We start from the raw sequence: 16906 nt of genomic DNA, 5'->3' as shown, positions 1-16906 counted from the left end.
CGTCGCAAGATCTTGCTAGCCGGTTCGCGGGAAAGCAGCGTTGTGGAGTGCAGTTGAACTCCTGCACTGCCCCTTCAATGGAGGTCAGATGTCCGTAGACCTGCGTCCGGCGCTACTCCGCGGTGCGCCATACTTCCCAGTGACGGATGTCGCGGCGACGCTGAGCTACTACCAGGAGGTGGTGGGCTTCCGTGAGGAGTACCGCGCCGGGTCGCCACCGGAGTTCGCGATCTGCAGTCGCGATGGCTGTGGTGTAATGCTTCGGCGCAGTACAGAGCCGAGCCGGATTCGGCCGATGGAGTCCCAGGGCGGCACCTGGGACGCGTTCTTCTGGGTCCGCGATGCCGAAGAACTTGCGGCCGAATTCCTCGCCCGCGGAGCAACTTTCGTTTATGGCCTCGTGGTGCAGCCGTACGGCGTGAAGGAGTTTGCTCTCCGGGACCTGGACGGGCATGTGCTCGGCTTCGGACAGCAGTGGCCCGCAGCGCCGACCAATGGTGCTAGACCGGCAAGCGATCCCGGCTAGCCATCAACTCCTCGATGGCATCGGCGAGATGTTCGGCCGTGATATGGTGGTCTCCGCGCGCCTCCCGGAGTCGCTGGGCCCGCATCAGCACGTCGACATCGCGGAAACCTGCCGGTGTCTCGAACTTGTAGCAGGCGAGTTCGATCTTGAGTCCGTTCTCGTCACGGAAATAGATCGAATCCATGAAGCCGCGATCGCGCTCGAGGAATTCGATGCCGCGTTCGCGCAGCCGTGCCGGCACCTGCTGGTGGGTGGCGCGCGAGACATTGAAGGCGATGTGCTCCACGCAACCTGGTTCGCGTGGCGCGTGCCGGCGAGCATCCGGCGTGGACTCGTTGGTGAAGACGGTGAGCAGCCGGCCATCGCCCGGGTCGAAGTAGAGATGGTTTTCATCGGGCTTGCCGAGGTTGGGCTGTTCGATCACGAACGGCATGCCGAGGAGCCCCTGCCAGAAGTCGATGGCGCTCTGCCGGGTTGACCCGACCAGGGTGATATGGTGGACGCCCTGGACCTGTAGCTTCTTCATCGTTGCCTCCGGTGCGGAAGTCTCTCGGGAAAATCTAACGTCGATGGCATATCTGCTTGGTCACCCGCGCGGGAGGTGGAGCTTGTCCCATCTGGAACTGGTCGCCCTGGTCGTCAAGGAGTACGACCGCGCCATCGACTTCTTTGTGCGGGTGCTGGACTTCGACCTGGTGGAAGACACCCCGGCACAGACCAACGATGGCCGACCGAAGCGCTGGGTCGTGGTGCGGCCGCGTGGCGCCGCCACCGGAATCCTGCTGGCACAAGCCGATGGAGAGCGTCAGGCGGCGGCCGCGGGTGACCAGTTTGCCGGGCGGGTCGGCCTCTTTCTTCGGGTCGATGATTTTCTGAATGCTTACACGCGGATGATTGCCGCCGGTGTCACTTTCCTCACGGAGCCGCGAGTCGAAGGGTACGGGGAGGTGGCCGTCTTCCTCGATGTTGAAGGGAATCGGTGGGATCTGCTCGGGCCGCCCCGCACCTGACGCCCCAATGACCAGGAGTGAACGCCATGCTCGACACGTTTCGCCAGTCGGCCACGCACGCGCTGCGCCGGTTGTTGCGGGCCAGAGGCTTCACCGTGGCCGTGATTGTGACGCTGACTCTGGCGATTGGCGCAACGGCGACCGTATTCTCCGCAGTCGAAGGCGTCCTGATCCACTCGCTCCCCTATGTCCGGGCCGATCGCCTCGTGATGGTCTGGGAAGATCTCACCAAGTCCAATAACAACCGGTTCAGCGTCTCGCTCCTCAACTACGAGGACATCCGCCAGCACGGTAGTGCCTTTGAGGACGCGGCGGCCCAGCTCGGCAGCGGAATGACCGTCAGGGTCGGTGACACCCCCGAGCTCGCCCGCGGAGCGCAGGTCACCGGCAACTACTTCGCCCTGCTTGGGGCCCGCGCTGCCCTTGGCCGGGTGCTCGGTCCGGGCGACACCATCGCCGGGAGTCGCCGGGTCGTCGTGCTGAGCGACGCGATGTGGCGATCCCGGCTTCACGCCGACCCGGCCGTGATCGGCACCGTGCTCGACATCGACGGTGAGCCGTACACGGTGGTCGGGGTGATGGCGCGCGAGTTCAGCACGCCTGCCTTTTTCAAGGCCGCACATCAGCGTGCCGAACTCTGGGCGCCGCTCGACCTCCCCGTGGCATTGCAGACTCGCAACGCCGCAATGCTGCAGGTGATCGGCCGGTTGCGCAACGGCGTTGATGCCGATGGCGCTCGCAGGTCCGTGCGCCAGCTCGGGGCACGGCTCGCCGCCGAGTATCCCGCGAGCAACACCAACGTCAGTTTCGATGTCGTCCCGCTCCCGGAGCAGATCATCGGCGGGGTGAAGCCGATTCTCGAGGCGATGTTTGCCGCGGTGGTGCTGTTGCTGCTCGTCGCAGTTGCCAATGTGTCGAACCTCTTCCTCACACGGGCCGTCTCGCGCCAGGGGGAGATCGCAATCCGGCGAGCGCTCGGGGCCTCCACGCTGGCGCTGCTGCGCGAAGCGCTCTGGGACAGCCTGTTGCTCGTGATGACAAGCACAATCCTCGGTCTGGCGCTCGCCCAGTGGGGGCACGCACTCCTCGTCGCGATCGCGCCACCGACGACATCGCGCCTCGATCAGATTCGGCTCGACGCCGGGGTCGCCCTCTTCACGGTATTGATCGCGCTCACCCTCGGCGCAGCGCTGGCCGTGGTGTCGGCAGGTCGCGGAATGGGCGCGCGATCGTCGGAGCTGCTGCGCTCAGGCACCCGTCGGACCACCGCCGGCTCGGCTTCGTCACGCGCGAGGCGTGCGGTGGCCTCGGCACAGGTGGCGCTGGCCTTTGTGCTGACGGTCGGCGCGGGGCTGATGGTGCGGACTCTGCTCAACCTCGACCGGATCGACCCGGCTTCCGTCCGGATCATCTGGTCACCATGCGGTTCGGGATGCTTCCCACGCGCTACCCGACCCCCGAGAAGCAGGCCGAGTATCTCGGTCGAATCGAGGCGCAACTCGGTGCCGTACCTGGCGTGACATCGGTCGCCTTCTCGAGCCGATTGCCGCTCGATCCGGCGTACGGGATGTCGGTCATCCAGATTGTGGCGCATCCGCAACCGCCAGAACAGGCACCATCGGTCGGCGCGCGCGTGGTGAGCACGGCGTACTTCGCGACGCTTGGGATCCCGGTGATCGATGGCCGCAGCTTTGCAGCGACGGATGACCCCAGGGCACCGCAGGTTGTGATGATCAATCGCGCGATGGCCCGGCAATTCTGGCCTGGCGAGCGCGCGGTTGGGCAACGGATCCGCTTTGCTGGTGGTGATGGCGTTGCAGTGCAGGTGGTCGGGGTCGTGGGCGATGTCAGTCACGACGCACTCGTGTCGGCTCCGATCCCGGAGCTCTATCTCCCCTACGCTCAGGGCCCGGCATCGGGGGGCGCATTGGTGGTCCGGACAAAGGCTGACCCCGGGTCGCTGGTTCCCGCGATCCGGAGTGCGGTGCGCGGTGCGGACGCCGAACAACCGCTGATCGACGTTCGCACGATGGATGAGGCGGTCGCGGCCTCCATTGCCGGGCAGCGATTCGCGATGCTCATCCTCACGGCCTTTTCGCTGCTGGCCGTGCTGCTCGCCGCACTGGGCCTATACGCGGTGCTTTCGCACGAGGTGGGTGAGCAACGGCGGGAACTGGCGATCAGGGCCGCGCTTGGTGCGCGCGCACGGCAGCTTCGCAGTCTGATTGCTCAGCGCGGGCTGCGGCTGATCGGCCTCGGCCTGTTGATCGGCATTCCCGGTGCGCTGGTCGCCGTCCGGATGCTGGCCTCGATGCTCTACGGGGTCGCACCGCTCGACCCGTTCACCTTCGGAGCGGCCACGCTGGGGATCGTACTCACGGCGGTGGTCGCGACCCTCCTCCCCGTGCGGCGTGCGTCGCAGGCGGATCCGGCGCAGGCGCTGCGCGGGGAGTAGGTCGATGGCCCCTCTTTGCTACTGAGCCATTGCGGTGCCGCGCTCCAGCAATGACTTGAGGTCGCTGAGGATCCAGAGCCAGCCACCACCTGCGCCAGGGCCCTGCTGATCGCCGGCAATCATGGCGCCGTGGCCGGGGCGACCGGAGACGTCGTGGATCACGCTGAGGCGACTCACGCCTTCGCGCCCGGCGACAATCTCGTAGGTGAGTTTGGTGAAGCCCTCGCTCGCCATTTCGGGGTTGATCGCCATCCGCCAGGTCACCACCAGCTTGTGCGGCGGGTCGGCCGAGATCACCTCGCCATCGACAATAACGCCAGACATTCCCATCGCCTTCATCCCTTCGCTGGCCATGCCGCGGTACTGACCGCCGGGGCGGAGGTCGTACTCCTCGTGCAGGCCGTAGCCCCACTTCTGGGTGAATTCGGGGTTCGTGATCGCATCCCAGATCGCCTGCGGCGTGGCCTTGATGAAGATGCGATAGATCTGGGTCGTCTCCGCTGCGGTACTGCCCGTCATGTCGTCTACTCCTCGAGTTGGCGCTTGAGCTCGGTGAGCGCCGACACTCGACGCTCGGTGAATTTGTCGATCCAGCGGTCGTGGATGAGCCGGATCGGGACCGGATTGAGAAAGTGCTGCTTCTCGCGGCCGACCCGCTGCGTCACGACCAGTCCCGCATCCTCGAGGACGCGGAGGTGCTTCATGACACCGAAGCGGGTCATCTCGAGTTCCGCCTCGAGCTCGGTCAGCGTTCGTCCGTCCCGGGTGAAGAGCCGGTCGAGGAGAATGCGTCGCGAGGGATCGGCGAGTGCCTTGAAGACCCGATCGTCCGATGTCATGACAGAGAATACGTGACCAAATGGTCACCTGTCAAGAGTGCCCCTCCCGCGTGGGTTTTTGGGGTCCCGAGTGTCATGGTTAGTGACCTCCACCTGGATGCCGATGCTGCAGCCACCGACCGAAGCCCAGATCAGTGCCGTCTACCGTGAGACGGTGGTGGCGCTCTACGGCTTTGTCTCCCGTCGCTGCGGTGGCGAGCGTCAGCTGGCCGAGGACATCACCCAGGAGGCCTGGCTGCGCGCGGTGCGCGAATGGCGACGCACGGGGATGCCTGAGGTGCCGCTCGCATGGCTGACCACCGTTTCGCGGAACCTGCTGCTCAACCATCTCCGCCGCCGGGCGCCGGTCGATTTCGATGCAGTGGCTCCCGACGTGATCCTCGCGGCACTCGAACGCGACGCCACCGATGACACCCGCGAGATCGCGACCGCCGTGACAGATGCGCTGGCGCGGATTCCTCTCGCAGAAGCCCAGTTGCTGGAAGCATTTCACTTCGAGCACTTGCGCGTCGCGCGGCTCGCCGAAGTCATGGGAATAACCGAACGTGCGGTCGAGGGTCGACTGCGCCGAGCCCGCGAACGGTTGCGTCTCGAACTCACCCACATTGTGCCATCCACCGAAGGAGGGCTGCCATGAGCGCCACGGAAGATCGTCACACGCCGACACCGGAATTCGTCGGCGAACTGGAGCAGGAACTGCTTCGCGCCTATCGCCGCGACGGAGCCACTTCCGGGGTAGTCGTCCTGCGGCCGCGCTGGCGCGAGCGATTCCGGGTTGCCGCGATGATCGCGGTGGGAATCGCCTTCGGGATCGGCGCGCAATTCGCATCGGCACAGGTGCGCGAGTCGAAGGAGGCGGTGGAGGTCTCCCGCACGATCGAGGTCGAGCGCGAACTGATTGCATATCGACTCGAGCTCGCGAAACGTGAACTCGAGCGAGTCCGGAGTGCTCGTGCCGTTGGTGCGGCGTCGGAGCAGACGGTTCGTGAGGCGACGCTCGCGCAGCGCGAGAGCGAAATCGCCTTGCTGCAGCGCAACCTCGATCTCGCCGAGGTGCGCGCCTCCCGTGCGAATCCCCGCAACGAACTCTGGGCGCCGCTCGTGGGGCAGCGTGATTTCGTGAAGGAACGGTTGCTCGCCTCTGCCGCACTGGTCGAGGAGCGACTGAAGAGCGCGGAAGCCGACGAGGTGGCGGTCGAACGCAATGTGAAGGCCGGGACGGAACTCGTCGGTTCGCTGCGCGAGGCCGAACTGCAAGTGGCGGAACGGGAGCGTGAGCTGCGGCTGCTGGCGATGAAGTCGAAGCTGCGCGAGCAGTTCCTGACTGAGCGTCTCGAGCCGGTCGAGGTGAGCCGCCGACTGCAGCAAGTGCAGATGGAAGTCGACCTGGCGCGTGCGAAGCAACTACTCGACCTGGCCACGTCGCGGAATACGCTGATGCAGGAACGCTTCAAGAGCGGCACCACCACCGTCTACGAGGCGAAGCGGGCCGAACTCGAGATCATGGAGCGTGAGGCTGAATTGAAGCGGGTGATGGCGGAGATGAAGCGCACGCCGCGGCCGGAGGAGCGCTAATCGGCCCGGGGGGTGGCAGGGGCCCGGGGCCCCGCGCATACTTCTTCCATCTTTCGATGGATCCCGCCTCCCACCCCCGGACATACCCATGGCCTGGCTCGACTCCCTCTTCCAGAAGATGGTGGATGCCGGTGCGTCGGACCTGCACCTCAGTTCGACACTCCGGCCGATGTTCCGGGTCGATGGCGGGATTCTTCCGGTCGAGGGGGGGGAGCCCACCACCCCCGAACGGATGCTCGAGATTCTCGCCGAGATCGCCCCGGAGCGAAACCGGCAGCAGTTCGAGGAAGAGTGGGACACCGACTTTGCCTACGCCGTGCCCGGCCTCGCCCGATTCCGCGCCAACTATTTCGTCGATCAGAATGGGCCCGCGGCGGTGTTCCGGGTCATTCCGACCGAGGTGCTGACCGCGACCCAGCTGGGGCTGCCCAAGGTGGTCACCGATCTCTGCCGACTCCCGAAAGGGATGATCCTCGTGACCGGCCCGACCGGCAGCGGCAAGTCGACCACCCTCGCCGCGATGATCGACTACGTGAACACGGTTCGCGCCGATCATATCATCACGATCGAGGATCCGATCGAGTTCGTGCATTCCCAGAAGGGCTGCCTCATCAATCAGCGTGAAGTGCACCGTCACACCGGCTCTTTCAAGCGAGCGCTCCGCGCCGCCTTGCGTGAGGATCCCGATGTGGTGCTGGTCGGCGAGATGCGCGATCTCGAGACGATCGAGATCGCGCTCGAGACGGCCGAGACCGGGCACATGGTGTTCGCGACGCTGCACACCTCGACCGCCATCTCGACCATCGATCGGATCATCGACCAGTTCCCCGCCGATCGGCAGGGGCAGATCCGGATGATGCTGGCCTCGTCGCTCAAGGGCGTGATCGCGATGACGCTCTGCAAGCGCAAGCTGAAGGGACGGGTCGCGGCGCTGGAAATCCTGATGGTGAACAACGCTGTTGCAAACCTGATTCGCGAAGGGAAGACCCATCAGATCATGTCCGCGATGCAGACCGGCGGGCAGCTGGGCATGAAACTCCTCAACGACGCGCTCTTCGAGCTGGTGCAGAGCGGCGATGTCGAGCCGATGGAGGCGTATCTCAAGTCGGTGAACAAGATCGAGCTGGTCAAGAAGTTCGAGCAGGGAAGAATCCGCTTCGACGAAGCGCGGTCCCTGGCCGAGCTTGATGATGTGACGGATCGCAGAATGGCCCCGCGCTGAGCCGATCGTGACCATTTCCCGACGCGAAGCGCTGCTCGAATTGAGCGCGCTCTTCGCCTTGCCGCTGCTCCGCTGGCCCGAGCCCGGTGTCGATCCGCTCTCCGGTACCATCGTGGAATACCAGGCCGGGCGTGCGCGCGGGGCGTGGACCGCCGCCGAGGTGACGCAGCTCGCGCTCGATCGGGGCAACGCGCTCAACGCCACGCTTCACGCTATCGACCTGTTCTCGACCACCGCGCTCGACGAGGCGCGTGCCTCCGATGCGCGGGCGCGTCGCGGGGCTCTCCGCGGTCCGCTCGATGGGGTGCCGCTCTTCGCGAAAGCGATTTACGACATGCAGGGGCTCCCCACGACCGGATCGAGCCGAGAGTGGGCACAGTTGTTTCCGACGCCGGTGCATCGCGACGCACTCGAGGTGCAGCGCATGCGAGCCGCCGGCGCTGTCGTGCTTGGCAAGACGGCCGCCGACGATTTTGCCTATCACGGCAATGGCACGAGCTCGCTCACCGGGCAGGTGCGCAATCCCTACGATCCGGCCGGCATCAAGACGCCTGGCGGGTCGAGTGCCGGGTCAGCGGTCTCCGTGGCATGCGGGATCGCATTCGCGGCCCTCGGCACCGACGACGGTGGATCCAACCGGATTCCGGCACAGTTCTGCGGGGTCGTCGGCATGAAGCCGACCTTCGGCCTGGTGCCGCGCACCGGGGTGATCCCCACCTGGCCGTACCTCGACACGCACGGCCCGCTCGCCCGCAACGTGGCCGATGCGGCGCTCCTGCTCGACGCAATCGCCGGCCCCGATGCTTCCGATGGCCTGGCGCTCACGGCACGCTATCGGCGCGGCGCTCTCGCGGCGCTCCGTGATGACGCCCTTGCCGGTGCGCGACTCGGCCTGGTGGATGTGCACGTCCCGCGTGCGCAGATGAGCGCGGAGTCACTCGCCGTCTTCGATCGTGCGGTGGCCGATCTGGTCGCGGGCGGCGCCGTGGTGGAGGCGTGCGCCCCTGCAGTCACCCGTGTCAACGTGCGCTCGCTTTTCGCTGAAGCGGCCAAGGCGCGCGGTGACGTGGCGATCAACCACAATTCGCCGGCGGCGACCGCCAACGCGCTGTTCCGGTATTTCGGCAGGCACGGTGGCCAGCCCCGTGACGATGTGGCGCGCGGGCTGGCCGCCTTCCGTGCTTTCTACGACGTTCTCCCGAAAGAGTGGGAGGAGATGTCGAAACTGATCGTGCAACCATACGAACACGATCCGGCGAGCGTGTCGTTTGCGAGGTCGCGCGCCACGGTCGTGGCACAACTCGCCGAGACATTCCGCACGCAGCATCTCGACGCGATGATCTACCCGACCATGCCATTCCCGGCTCCCCGCGCGGTAGACCCATGGCCGGATATCCGCACCACGCTCGGCTATGGCAACTGGCTTGGTCTCCCCGAAGTCTCGGTGCCGACCGGGCTTGGCGTCGACGGGATGCCGGCAGGGAATCTCTCGTTTGTGGGCCTGCCCGGCAGCGACGCACAGTTGCTCGCCCTGGCGCATTCATACCAGCAGCGGTCGAAGCGGTTTGTCGCTCCGCCGGTGCCGGGCTAGCAATCGTCTCGCGAGGGCGCATGAGGAGGGTGGGACTCGTAGGCGGCCTCGGCCCGGAATCCACGATCGATTACTACCGCCGGATTCTTGGCCTTTGGCAACGCGAGGCTCCGGATTCGGCCCCGGCGATCCTCATCGACAGTCTCGATGTCCAACTCGGGCTTCGTCTGGTCGCGGGCGACCGGGGCGAACTGATTGCCTATCTCCATGCTTCGCTGACGCGCCTTGCCGCGGCGGGTGCGGATTTCATCGCTATCACCGCCAACACCCCCCACATCGTGTTCGACGATCTCGTCCGGCTCTCGCCGGTGCCACTGGTGAGCATCGTCGAAGTCTGCGCCGATGCGGCAGAACTTCAGGGGCTGCGTCGCCTCCTCCTGCTCGGCACCCGCTTCACCATGGCGGCCTCATTCTTTCCCACGGTCTTTGCGCGACGCGGAATGACCGTGATCCGCCCCGACGAGGCCGACCAGGAATGGGTGCACGCGCGCTACGTCGGCGAATTGCTGAACGGGGAGTTCCGGGAGTCGACGCGAGGCGAAGTCGAGGCGCTGGTCTTGCGACTTCGTGACGCCGCGGGCGCCGACGGGGTGATTCTCGGTGGCACCGAACTGCCATTGTTGCTGCCGGGCGCCACGATCGCCGGTTTGCCGGTGCTCGACACGACTGCGCTGCACGTGGCGGCGATTGTGGCACGGCTTGGAGGGGAGTGAGGTCGGCCCGGCCTTGGCGACCGGCGCGCGAAGCGCGTTATGCTTCCGTCAGGACCCGTCCCAGGAGTGATGCATGACGGCCAAGGAAATTCTCGCCACACTCAAGAAGCTCGGAAAGCCCCAGACCGCCGCGATCTACCGGCGGCACGGCGCCAGTGCCAACGTCTTCGGGACGCTCACCTCCGAGATCGGCAAGCTCCAGAAGAAGATCAAGGTCGATCACGCCCTCGCTATGGAGCTCTGGCAGACCGGGAATTGCGAGGCACGTATCCTGGCGCTGCAGATCGCCGATCCAGCCAGGGTCACGGCGGCGGATGCTGAGCGGTTCATCACGGAAGGGCCGGCGCGTTTCCTCGGCGGATACCTTTCCGGACTGCTGGCGCGCAGCCCGATCGCCCTCGCGACGATGCGCAGCTGGATGAAGTCGAAGGACGACGCGGAGCGCGAAATCGGCTACCAGATCTTCGGCGCGCTCCTCAAGGACGATCCCGACACGATTTCGGACGCCGACGCGGCCAAGGTACTGGCAACCATCGAGAAAGAGATCCACCGCTCGCCGAACTGGTCGCGCCGGGCAATGAACGGCTCGCTCATCAGCATCGGGGTCTACCGACCCGCGCTGCGCAAGGATGTAGTCGCCGCCGCCAGGCGAATTGGCGTGGTTGAAGTGGACCACGGCGAGACCGGCTGCAAGACCCCCGACGCCCTTTCGTACATCGAGAAGGCCGTGGCGCGGCAGCGCTGACGATGCGCCGACACGTCCTCCTCTACGGGCTCCTCGGCGGCGTGCTCATCGCTGGTCTCAAGCTCATCGAGTACCGCTGGCTGGTCGTGGAACATTCAGTGGAGATCTACGGCGGGCTCGTCGCGGCGGTCTTCGCCGCCCTCGGAATCTGGCTCGGACTCAAACTGACGCGGCCCCGGGAAACGGTGGTGGTCCGCGAAGTGATGGTGCCGGCGCCAGTGAATTTCGTCCGGGACGTGGCGAAGGTCGATTCCCTCGGCCTGACCCCCCGCGAACTCGAAATACTCGAGCTGATCGCCGCCGGGATGAGCAATCGCGACATCGCCGAGCGCGCGCACGTCAGCGAGAACACCGTCAAGACGCATTCGAGCCGGGTCTTTGCCAAGCTCGGGGCGCGGCGCCGGACCCAGGCCGTGCAGCTCGGCAAAGCGCTCCGGTTGATTCCCTGACCTGACACTTTCGGATGATTTCGGGGCTGAATCGCCGAAATCATCCATTCGGGTGACGCGCGGGGACCGCGCCGAGTGGTAGAATCGGCGACCTTCAACCAATCGGGACTGCCATGCGGAAGATTGTGCTGACCTTCGGGCTCATTGCCGGCGCCATCCTCTCGGTGATGATGTTCATCACCTTCTCCTTCCACGACGAGATCGGATACGACAAGGGCGCCATCATCGGTTACACGACGATGGTGCTGGCTTTTCTCATGATCTACTTCGGGGTGCGCTCGTACCGTGACAATGTGGCTGGGGGGAGTATCAGTTTCGGCCGGGCCTTCAAGGTCGGGTTCCTCATCATGGCGCTTGCAAGCGTCTGCTACGTGGCGAGCTGGGAGGTCATCTACTACAAGATGGCGCCCGATTTCATGGAGAAGTACGCCGCGTACCAGGTCGAGCAGGCGAGGGCCGCGGGCAAGTCGGAGGCCGGGATCGCGGCCGAGATGAAGAAGATGGCGGAGTTCCAGGAGAGCTACCGCAATCCGCTGGTGAATGTCGCCTACACGTTGCTCGAGCCGCTGCCGGTAGGATTGATCCTCACCCTGGTGACCGCCGGGGTTCTGAGCCGCAAGCCGAAGCGCGAGATTGCCTGACCTTCCGAACTGCCTTCAGGAGTATGCAACATGGGAGTCGAGATGCCAGCGGTGCCAGTCGGAAGCGGGAAGCACCCGGTTCTTCTGGTCGTGATTTCCGCCAACGAGCTGGCGGCGTCGACCGCGTTCTACAGCCGGCTCTTCGGCTGGCAGGCGCAGCCACTGTCGGCCGAGTTGACGGCGATTGTCCCGCCTGGCGGGCCAACGATCGCGCTCCGCGGCAACATTCCAGCAGGCTTTCCCGGGCTGGTGCCGTATATCGGTGTGGTCGACGTGAAGGCGGGGCTAGCGGCCGCAGTCGCTGCCGGAGGAAGCATCGAGCGGGAGCCGTGGAGCGTACCGATGGTGGGCATGCTCGCGCGATACCGGGATCCTTCGGGGACGATCTACGGCGTCACCGACACGATGACTCCCGGGGCCGTCCCCCGCATCCCGATGCCCTTCGGCCCGAATCCCAAGCCCGTCATCGGGTCGATCTGCAGTCTGGAGATGTTTGGTGCCGATCAGGCGGTGACGGCGAAGTTCTTCGGCGATCTGTATGGCTGGGGCAGCGCGGTTACGATGCCGCAGTTCCTCGCCTTTGATCCGGGTGCCGGGATCGGCGGTGTCTTCCAGTCGCATACACCGTCGCTTCCGGCAGTGGCGTACATCTACGTGCAGGATGTCCGTGCGACGCTCGATGCCATCGATGGCGCAGGGGGAAAGCGGAGTGCCGACGCCATGGCGGTTCCCGGGATGGCGTGCTTCGGCTACTTCACTGATCCGTCGGGGACGCACATGGGGTTGATCGGCGAGTGAGCGAATCGATCGCTGGAGCGCTCCCGACCCGTGAACGGATTCAGGCACTCGATGTCCTCCGTGGCCTGGCGGTCGCGGGCATTCTCCTCGCCAATGTACTGGTCTTCTTCGGCATCATCTTCCTCTCCGCCGATCAACGTGCTGCATTCCCGACTGCGGCAGCCGATGCGGTCGTCGCGTTCCTGGAACACACTTTCGTCGATGGCAAGTTCTACTCGGTCTTCTCGTTGCTCTTCGGCATCGGCTTTGGCGTGCAGCTCTCTCGCGGCGGCGATGCGGCGCTGCCGCGATTCCGGCGACGGCTGCGCATTCTTCTTGGCATCGGGGCGATCCACGCCTTCCTGATCTGGTCCGGGGACATCCTGATGCTCTACGCGCTCCTCGGCTTCACGCTGCCGTGGTTCGCGAGGCGGTCGCAGCGCACGCTGCTGCGCTGGACGGTCGGTCTGCTCACGACGCCAACGGTGCTGTACCTGGTTGCGCTTGGGATATGGCTCGCTCTCGGGTTGCCGGTGCCTTCCGGACCTCCCGCAGGGCCTGCGGCGGGGTTGCCGGCGGATCTCCTGGCGAAGATCGCGGCGATGGGCACCGGCGGTGTGAAAGAGGCATTCGTCGGAAATCTGATCAACGTGCTGCTCCGCTGGGGCGACCTTTTCGTTACGGTGCGCTTTCCCAAGGTGCTCGGAATGTTCGTGCTCGGACTCTGGAGTGTCCGTGCGGGCATAGCGCTGGCTCCCGCGAACTACCGGGCCTTGTTGCTGCGCTGGTGCGGGATCGGCTGGGCGGTGGGGCTGAGCGCAAACCTCGTGGCGACCTGGGCGGACGCGCGATGGGGTAACCTGCCACCATCGCCTGGCGGCCTCATCAGTGTGGTCGCCTCGGCGGTTGGTGTCCCGCTGCTGGCGATCGGCTATGCCACCTCCGTCGCGCTGCTGGTGACCGCTGGCGTACGGTTCATCACGATCTTCGCTCCGCTCGGGCGGATGGCACTGACCAACTACCTGATGCATTCGGTCATCTGCGTGGTGCTGTCGCGCGGCTTCGGATATGGGCTCTGGTGGCGGATCGGCACCGCGCGTGCGATGGAGATTGCCGCGGCCATCATCGTCGTCCAGCTCCCGTTGAGCGCCTGGTGGCTCTCCCGCTATCGTTTCGGACCAGTGGAGTGGATCTGGCGACGGCTGACCTACGGCCGACCAATCTGACCGTGTCGCGGGGTCTGTCGAGAAATCGCGACGGGCTCCGACTCCCTGGTACTGGCGCCACGAGCCGGCGCCCTCAACCGACCGGAGCTCCCCATGCCGAAGATCACCCCGTTCCTGTGGTATGATGGTAAAATCGACGAAGCGATGGCACTCTATCGCTCGATCTTCCCGAATTCACGTGTCATTGCCTCGTCACCTGGGCCAGACGGCACCTTGATGAGCGCGACGTTCGAACTCGAAGGTCAGCAGTTCATCGCGTTCAACGGCGGGCCTCACCTGAAGTTCACGCCGGCGTTCTCGATGCTCGTGAGCTGCGAGAGTCAGGCCGAGGTGGATGACCTCTGGGCTCGACTGAGCGAAGGTGGCGCCGAGAGTCAGTGTGGGTGGCTGAAGGATCGATTCGGGCTGTCGTGGCAGATCATTCCGTCGGTCTTGCCGAAGCTGCTTGGCGATCCCGACCGCGAAAAGGCGGGGCGGGCATTGCAGGCGATGCTGAAGATGCAGAAGATCGACATCGCCGCGCTCGAGCGTGCTTTCGCAGGAGTGTAGCTCGCAGAGCGACCGGGGTGTCGCTATCGGGAGTGATAGCGACACCACCGGGACGCGTCGGGCCTGGCTAGCGGATGACGGTCGTGGTGCTGTCCTTTCCGCGTGCGGCCATGACGATCAGCACGATCACCACGATGACCGCAACGGCACCGATGCCGATCCACATCGGATCGGTGTACCAGGTCGTCGTGGTGGTGGTCGTGTGAACATCGACGGAAGCCGGCGCCGGTGCATCCTGTAACGCAGCCATTGGTGCTGCGACAGCGACTGCGGCGGAAAGCATCAACATGCTGAACGAGGCCAGCATCGTCTTGAGTACGCGCATTGGTCCCTCCGGAAGAGTGGTGCGGCGCCGCGGAGCGTGACCAGCCACGCCGATCCGGAACACCGCAATCTGAGGGACGACGGCCGCGTTCCAGTGCGCACAGCGAAGCACCAACCCGAGGGAGGCCAGATGGGGTACCCCAAACTCGTCCTGCTATTCGCGCTCGCCCCGTGGGGTGCGGCCCAAGCGCAGGCTCCGGCGCGCTATGTCATCTACCTCCACGGCCGGATCGTCGAGGAGGCGGGACGTCGACCGACGAGTCCCGAGTTTGGGGTGTACGAATACGATGGCATTCTCGACTCACTGCGACAGGCAGGGTTCGTCGTGCTGAGTGATCAGCGTCCGGCGGGAATCGGCGCCGATTCGTTCGCGACGCGAGTGGTGCAGCAGGTGGATTCGCTCATCCGCCGCCGAGTCGCACCGCAACGCATCACGGTGATGGGATTTTCGAAGGGTGCCGCGATCGCGATGCTGGCATCGTCACGGCTGAAGAATCCGGCAGTCGGCTTTGTCTTCATGGCCGGCTGCGGCAGCTGGGCATTCGACCGACCGGAGCTACGGATTACCGGCAGGATCCTTTCGCTCTACGAAACGAGCGACACGCTTGGCGTATCATGTGCTCCACTTTCCGCCCGGCGAGGGAAGGGCTCGGTTATTCGCGAGAAGTCCCTCAGTCTCGGCCTCGGGCACGGGACCTTCTTTCAACCGCGGCAGGACTGGCTCGCTCCTGCTATCGCCTGGGCTCGCGGCCCTCAGCGTGGCGTGATCGTGAGTGGTCCGAAGTACGCGTCGGTTTCGACGTGGGCCCAGAGGGCGATGCGCCCCGGCGCGCTGCCGTGCTTGAGGTCATTCACGATCAGGGTCGGCTGCGTCGCACCATTCACATAGAGACGCGCGCTCGTGCCCGACACTTCGATCGTTACAGCGGTCCAGGCGCCAGGTTCGAGGTCGGCGTACGACTCGTAGACACCCGGGCTTTCCGAGCGGAGTCGGTTCCACGGGTACTCCGGATGGGAGACATACTGCACCGAGTGATTCCGGCGCAGCTGGTCATCTACCCGGCCGTTGGTGGGCCTCAGATAGAAGACCTCCGACCATTCGCCGTGCGCCCCGGTGCGAAAACTCACTCCCACGAATCCACGCGAATCAGGCGGCATTCCCGGCCGCGGCGCGCCTGAGAGCTGGAGCGCGATGCTGCCATCCTTGAATTCCGGCTGATCGAGAATGGCCATCATGTCCTCGTCCTTCCCGGCGGTCTCGGGTGCCGGGACGAGCTTCAACGCTCGAACGCCGCGGTAGCTGACCTGCTCGACATGGCCGTTGAGGACCGTCGAGAAGGTCGGCAGCGCTGCGGGCCCTGTTGCCTGGCCGTTCCCGAGCGTGACCAGAGCGAACGACAGCGCGGCGGCGACAGCCGCAATCCCGACGCTGCTCATTTGTCGCGCGGCTCTACCCGGAGATTGGAGAAGTACGCCTCAGTGCTGATCCGACCCCAGAGCGCGATGGCACCGTGACTCTCGCCGTGCCGCAGGTCGTTCACGATGAGCACCGGCTGTGGCGCGCCGTTGACATAGAGACGGGCCGTGGCGCCGGAGACTTCGATGCGCAATCTGGTCCACGCGCCAGATTCGATGTCGACATACGACTCATAGACGCCGGGCTGCTCCTGCCGCAGCCGCTGCCAGGGGAAGTCCGGGGAAGATTCGTACTGGGTCGAGCGGTTGCGGAAGAGCTGGTCGGGGCCGCGAGAGTTTTCGGGGCGGATGTAGAATCGTTCGGCCGAGTCGCCGTGAATGCGGAAGGTGATGCCGATGATCCCCTTGAAACCGCTCACATCGGTCGCCTTGGAATAACCGTCGCGACGTGCGCCGGAGACGTCGACTTCGATCACGCCATTCCTGAAATCCGACCCGACCAGCGTGGCCATCATTTCCTGGTCGGTATCGTGCTCGTGTCCCTCGAGCGGCGCCAGCTTGAAGGCGTGTCGCCCGCGATACTCACCCCAGACAGCTCGCGCGTTCTCAAGCTGCAGTCGAGTGGAGGGATCCAGGGTGATCGCGGGTTTGGCCTGCTGCGCGAGGAGCGCGGCTGGCAACAGGACGAGCGAGGCGAGTGACGCCTGCCAGGGTGCTGGGTTGCTGCGCATCACTTCGCCCCGGGTTGAGTCAGACCAGACTGAGCTGCCGGGGCGAAGGGTAGGGTTAGGAGGAATGGTCGGCCTTGAACAATATTGCGCGCCCGACGTGCTGTAACGCCCCCCTGA

At 65.3% G+C, this 16906-nt stretch carries 21 protein-coding genes; 16 read left to right on the top strand and 5 right to left on the bottom strand.

Going from position 1 to position 16906, the window contains the following annotated elements; all coding sequences use genetic code 11:
- The first annotated feature begins 88 nt into the window (after positions 1 to 88).
- Positions 89 to 526 (top strand): VOC family protein, encoded by a 438-nt coding sequence (locus V4558_03815; protein ID MES2304604.1) that lies wholly within the window; start codon positions 89 to 91, stop codon positions 524 to 526.
- Here V4558_03815 and V4558_03810 read toward each other — a convergent pair.
- The gene (locus V4558_03810; GenBank protein ID MES2304603.1) at positions 501 to 1052 is read right to left on the bottom strand and encodes a VOC family protein; all 552 of its coding nucleotides are present in this window, start codon (positions 1050 to 1052) and stop codon (positions 501 to 503) included. The two genes, V4558_03815 and V4558_03810, sit on opposite strands and share 26 nt — an antisense overlap.
- 82 nt (positions 1053 to 1134) lie before the next feature.
- Between V4558_03810 and V4558_03805 the strand changes: the two genes are divergently transcribed.
- From V4558_03805 to V4558_03795, 3 genes are read left to right on the top strand one after another with little or no spacing between them, the layout of a single operon-like run.
- Entirely contained in the window at positions 1135 to 1536 is a 402-nt protein-coding gene (locus tag V4558_03805) for a VOC family protein (protein MES2304602.1), read from the top strand.
- 26 nt (positions 1537 to 1562) lie between these two features.
- Complete coding sequence (locus tag V4558_03800; GenBank protein ID MES2304601.1) at positions 1563 to 3056, top strand: ABC transporter permease; 1494 nt, start codon at positions 1563 to 1565, stop codon at positions 3054 to 3056.
- Positions 2969 to 3991 carry an FtsX-like permease family protein gene (locus V4558_03795; protein MES2304600.1) on the top strand — a complete coding sequence of 341 codons (1023 nt, stop codon included), beginning with the start codon at positions 2969 to 2971 and terminating at the stop codon, positions 3989 to 3991. Before V4558_03800 ends, V4558_03795 begins: the two co-directional genes overlap by 88 nt.
- An 18-nt stretch (positions 3992 to 4009) precedes the next feature.
- Here V4558_03795 and V4558_03790 read toward each other — a convergent pair whose 3' ends face one another.
- Together V4558_03790 and V4558_03785 are read right to left on the bottom strand one after the other, a co-directional pair.
- Positions 4010 to 4510 (bottom strand): SRPBCC family protein, encoded by a 501-nt coding sequence (locus V4558_03790; GenBank protein MES2304599.1) that lies wholly within the window; start codon positions 4508 to 4510, stop codon positions 4010 to 4012.
- 5 nt (positions 4511 to 4515) lie between these two features.
- Complete coding sequence (locus V4558_03785; GenBank protein ID MES2304598.1) at positions 4516 to 4830, bottom strand: helix-turn-helix domain-containing protein; 315 nt, start codon at positions 4828 to 4830, stop codon at positions 4516 to 4518.
- An 82-nt stretch (positions 4831 to 4912) separates the two neighbouring features.
- Between V4558_03785 and V4558_03780 the strand changes: the two genes are divergently transcribed.
- The 11 genes from V4558_03780 to V4558_03730 all read left to right on the top strand — a co-directional run bounded on the left by V4558_03780 (position 4913) and on the right by V4558_03730 (position 14318).
- Positions 4913 to 5467, top strand: a complete 555-nt coding sequence (locus V4558_03780; GenBank protein ID MES2304597.1) for a sigma-70 family RNA polymerase sigma factor — start codon at positions 4913 to 4915, stop codon at positions 5465 to 5467.
- On the top strand, positions 5464 to 6405 hold the full coding sequence (locus tag V4558_03775; protein MES2304596.1) for a hypothetical protein: 942 nt from the start codon (positions 5464 to 5466) through the stop codon (positions 6403 to 6405). The genes V4558_03780 and V4558_03775 overlap by 4 nt, the downstream gene beginning before the upstream one ends.
- Before the next feature lie 88 nt (positions 6406 to 6493).
- On the top strand, positions 6494 to 7627 hold the full coding sequence (locus tag V4558_03770; GenBank protein MES2304595.1) for a type IV pilus twitching motility protein PilT: 1134 nt from the start codon (positions 6494 to 6496) through the stop codon (positions 7625 to 7627).
- Positions 7628 to 7634: 7 nt separating this feature from the next.
- Entirely contained in the window at positions 7635 to 9218 is a 1584-nt protein-coding gene (locus tag V4558_03765) for an amidase (GenBank protein ID MES2304594.1), read from the top strand.
- Positions 9219 to 9247: 29 nt separating this feature from the next.
- Entirely contained in the window at positions 9248 to 9931 is a 684-nt protein-coding gene (locus V4558_03760) for an amino acid racemase (protein ID MES2304593.1), read from the top strand.
- Between the two features lie 73 nt (positions 9932 to 10004).
- On the top strand, positions 10005 to 10676 hold the full coding sequence (locus tag V4558_03755; protein MES2304592.1) for a DNA alkylation repair protein: 672 nt from the start codon (positions 10005 to 10007) through the stop codon (positions 10674 to 10676).
- A 2-nt stretch (positions 10677 to 10678) separates the two neighbouring features.
- Complete coding sequence (locus V4558_03750) at positions 10679 to 11125, top strand: helix-turn-helix transcriptional regulator (GenBank protein MES2304591.1); 447 nt, start codon at positions 10679 to 10681, stop codon at positions 11123 to 11125.
- Positions 11126 to 11238: 113 nt separating this feature from the next.
- Positions 11239 to 11766 (top strand): DUF4199 domain-containing protein, encoded by a 528-nt coding sequence (locus V4558_03745; protein MES2304590.1) that lies wholly within the window; start codon positions 11239 to 11241, stop codon positions 11764 to 11766.
- Positions 11767 to 11796: 30 nt separating this feature from the next.
- The gene (locus V4558_03740; protein MES2304589.1) at positions 11797 to 12564 is read left to right on the top strand and encodes a VOC family protein; all 768 of its coding nucleotides are present in this window, start codon (positions 11797 to 11799) and stop codon (positions 12562 to 12564) included.
- Positions 12561 to 13769, top strand: coding sequence for a DUF418 domain-containing protein (locus V4558_03735; protein ID MES2304588.1), 1209 nt, complete (start codon positions 12561 to 12563; stop codon positions 13767 to 13769). Before V4558_03740 ends, V4558_03735 begins: the two co-directional genes overlap by 4 nt.
- A gap of 93 nt (positions 13770 to 13862) precedes the next feature.
- Positions 13863 to 14318 carry a VOC family protein gene (locus V4558_03730; protein ID MES2304587.1) on the top strand — a complete coding sequence of 152 codons (456 nt, stop codon included), beginning with the start codon at positions 13863 to 13865 and terminating at the stop codon, positions 14316 to 14318.
- A 67-nt stretch (positions 14319 to 14385) separates the two neighbouring features.
- On the opposite strand, the gene V4558_03725 is transcribed toward V4558_03730, so the two are convergent.
- Positions 14386 to 14643: a hypothetical protein gene (locus tag V4558_03725; protein MES2304586.1), complete on the bottom strand. Its 258-nt coding sequence runs from the start codon at positions 14641 to 14643 to the stop codon at positions 14386 to 14388.
- Between the two features lie 36 nt (positions 14644 to 14679).
- On the opposite strand from V4558_03725, the gene V4558_03720 reads away from it, so the two are divergent.
- Positions 14680 to 15531 (top strand): hypothetical protein, encoded by an 852-nt coding sequence (locus V4558_03720; protein ID MES2304585.1) that lies wholly within the window; start codon positions 14680 to 14682, stop codon positions 15529 to 15531.
- A gap of 544 nt (positions 15532 to 16075) precedes the next feature.
- Here V4558_03720 and V4558_03715 read toward each other — a convergent pair.
- Positions 16076 to 16789 carry a hypothetical protein gene (locus V4558_03715; GenBank protein MES2304584.1) on the bottom strand — a complete coding sequence of 238 codons (714 nt, stop codon included), beginning with the start codon at positions 16787 to 16789 and terminating at the stop codon, positions 16076 to 16078.
- Positions 16790 to 16906 lie beyond the last annotated feature (117 nt).

It is taken from the genome of Gemmatimonadota bacterium, from assembly GCA_040388535.1.
GTDB lineage: Bacteria > Gemmatimonadota > Gemmatimonadetes > Gemmatimonadales > GWC2-71-9 > Palsa-1233.
Note: the sequence above shows the minus strand (reverse complement) of the source record. Positions and strands in the feature narration are given on the sequence as shown.

What these genes read in the sequence shown, in the direction of transcription:
- V4558_03770 (MES2304595.1), top strand. Translation starts at nt 6,494, where the DNA reads ATGGCCTGGCTCGACTCCCTCTTCCAGAAGATGGTGGATGCCGGTGCG.
- V4558_03800 (MES2304601.1), top strand. Translation starts at nt 1,563, where the DNA reads ATGCTCGACACGTTTCGCCAGTCGGCCACGCACGCGCTGCGCCGGTTG.
- V4558_03745 (MES2304590.1), top strand. Translation starts at nt 11,239, where the DNA reads ATGCGGAAGATTGTGCTGACCTTCGGGCTCATTGCCGGCGCCATCCTC.
- V4558_03810 (MES2304603.1), bottom strand. Translation starts at nt 1,052, where the DNA reads ATGAAGAAGCTACAGGTCCAGGGCGTCCACCATATCACCCTGGTCGGG.
- V4558_03775 (MES2304596.1), top strand. Translation starts at nt 5,464, where the DNA reads ATGAGCGCCACGGAAGATCGTCACACGCCGACACCGGAATTCGTCGGC.
- V4558_03740 (MES2304589.1), top strand. Translation starts at nt 11,797, where the DNA reads ATGGGAGTCGAGATGCCAGCGGTGCCAGTCGGAAGCGGGAAGCACCCG.
- V4558_03725 (MES2304586.1), bottom strand. Translation starts at nt 14,643, where the DNA reads ATGCGCGTACTCAAGACGATGCTGGCCTCGTTCAGCATGTTGATGCTT.
- V4558_03750 (MES2304591.1), top strand. Translation starts at nt 10,679, where the DNA reads ATGCGCCGACACGTCCTCCTCTACGGGCTCCTCGGCGGCGTGCTCATC.
- V4558_03785 (MES2304598.1), bottom strand. Translation starts at nt 4,830, where the DNA reads ATGACATCGGACGATCGGGTCTTCAAGGCACTCGCCGATCCCTCGCGA.
- V4558_03715 (MES2304584.1), bottom strand. Translation starts at nt 16,789, where the DNA reads ATGCGCAGCAACCCAGCACCCTGGCAGGCGTCACTCGCCTCGCTCGTC.
- V4558_03815 (MES2304604.1), top strand. Translation starts at nt 89, where the DNA reads ATGTCCGTAGACCTGCGTCCGGCGCTACTCCGCGGTGCGCCATACTTC.
- V4558_03795 (MES2304600.1), top strand. Translation starts at nt 2,969, where the DNA reads ATGCTTCCCACGCGCTACCCGACCCCCGAGAAGCAGGCCGAGTATCTC.
- V4558_03730 (MES2304587.1), top strand. Translation starts at nt 13,863, where the DNA reads ATGCCGAAGATCACCCCGTTCCTGTGGTATGATGGTAAAATCGACGAA.
- V4558_03790 (MES2304599.1), bottom strand. Translation starts at nt 4,510, where the DNA reads ATGACGGGCAGTACCGCAGCGGAGACGACCCAGATCTATCGCATCTTC.
- V4558_03755 (MES2304592.1), top strand. Translation starts at nt 10,005, where the DNA reads ATGACGGCCAAGGAAATTCTCGCCACACTCAAGAAGCTCGGAAAGCCC.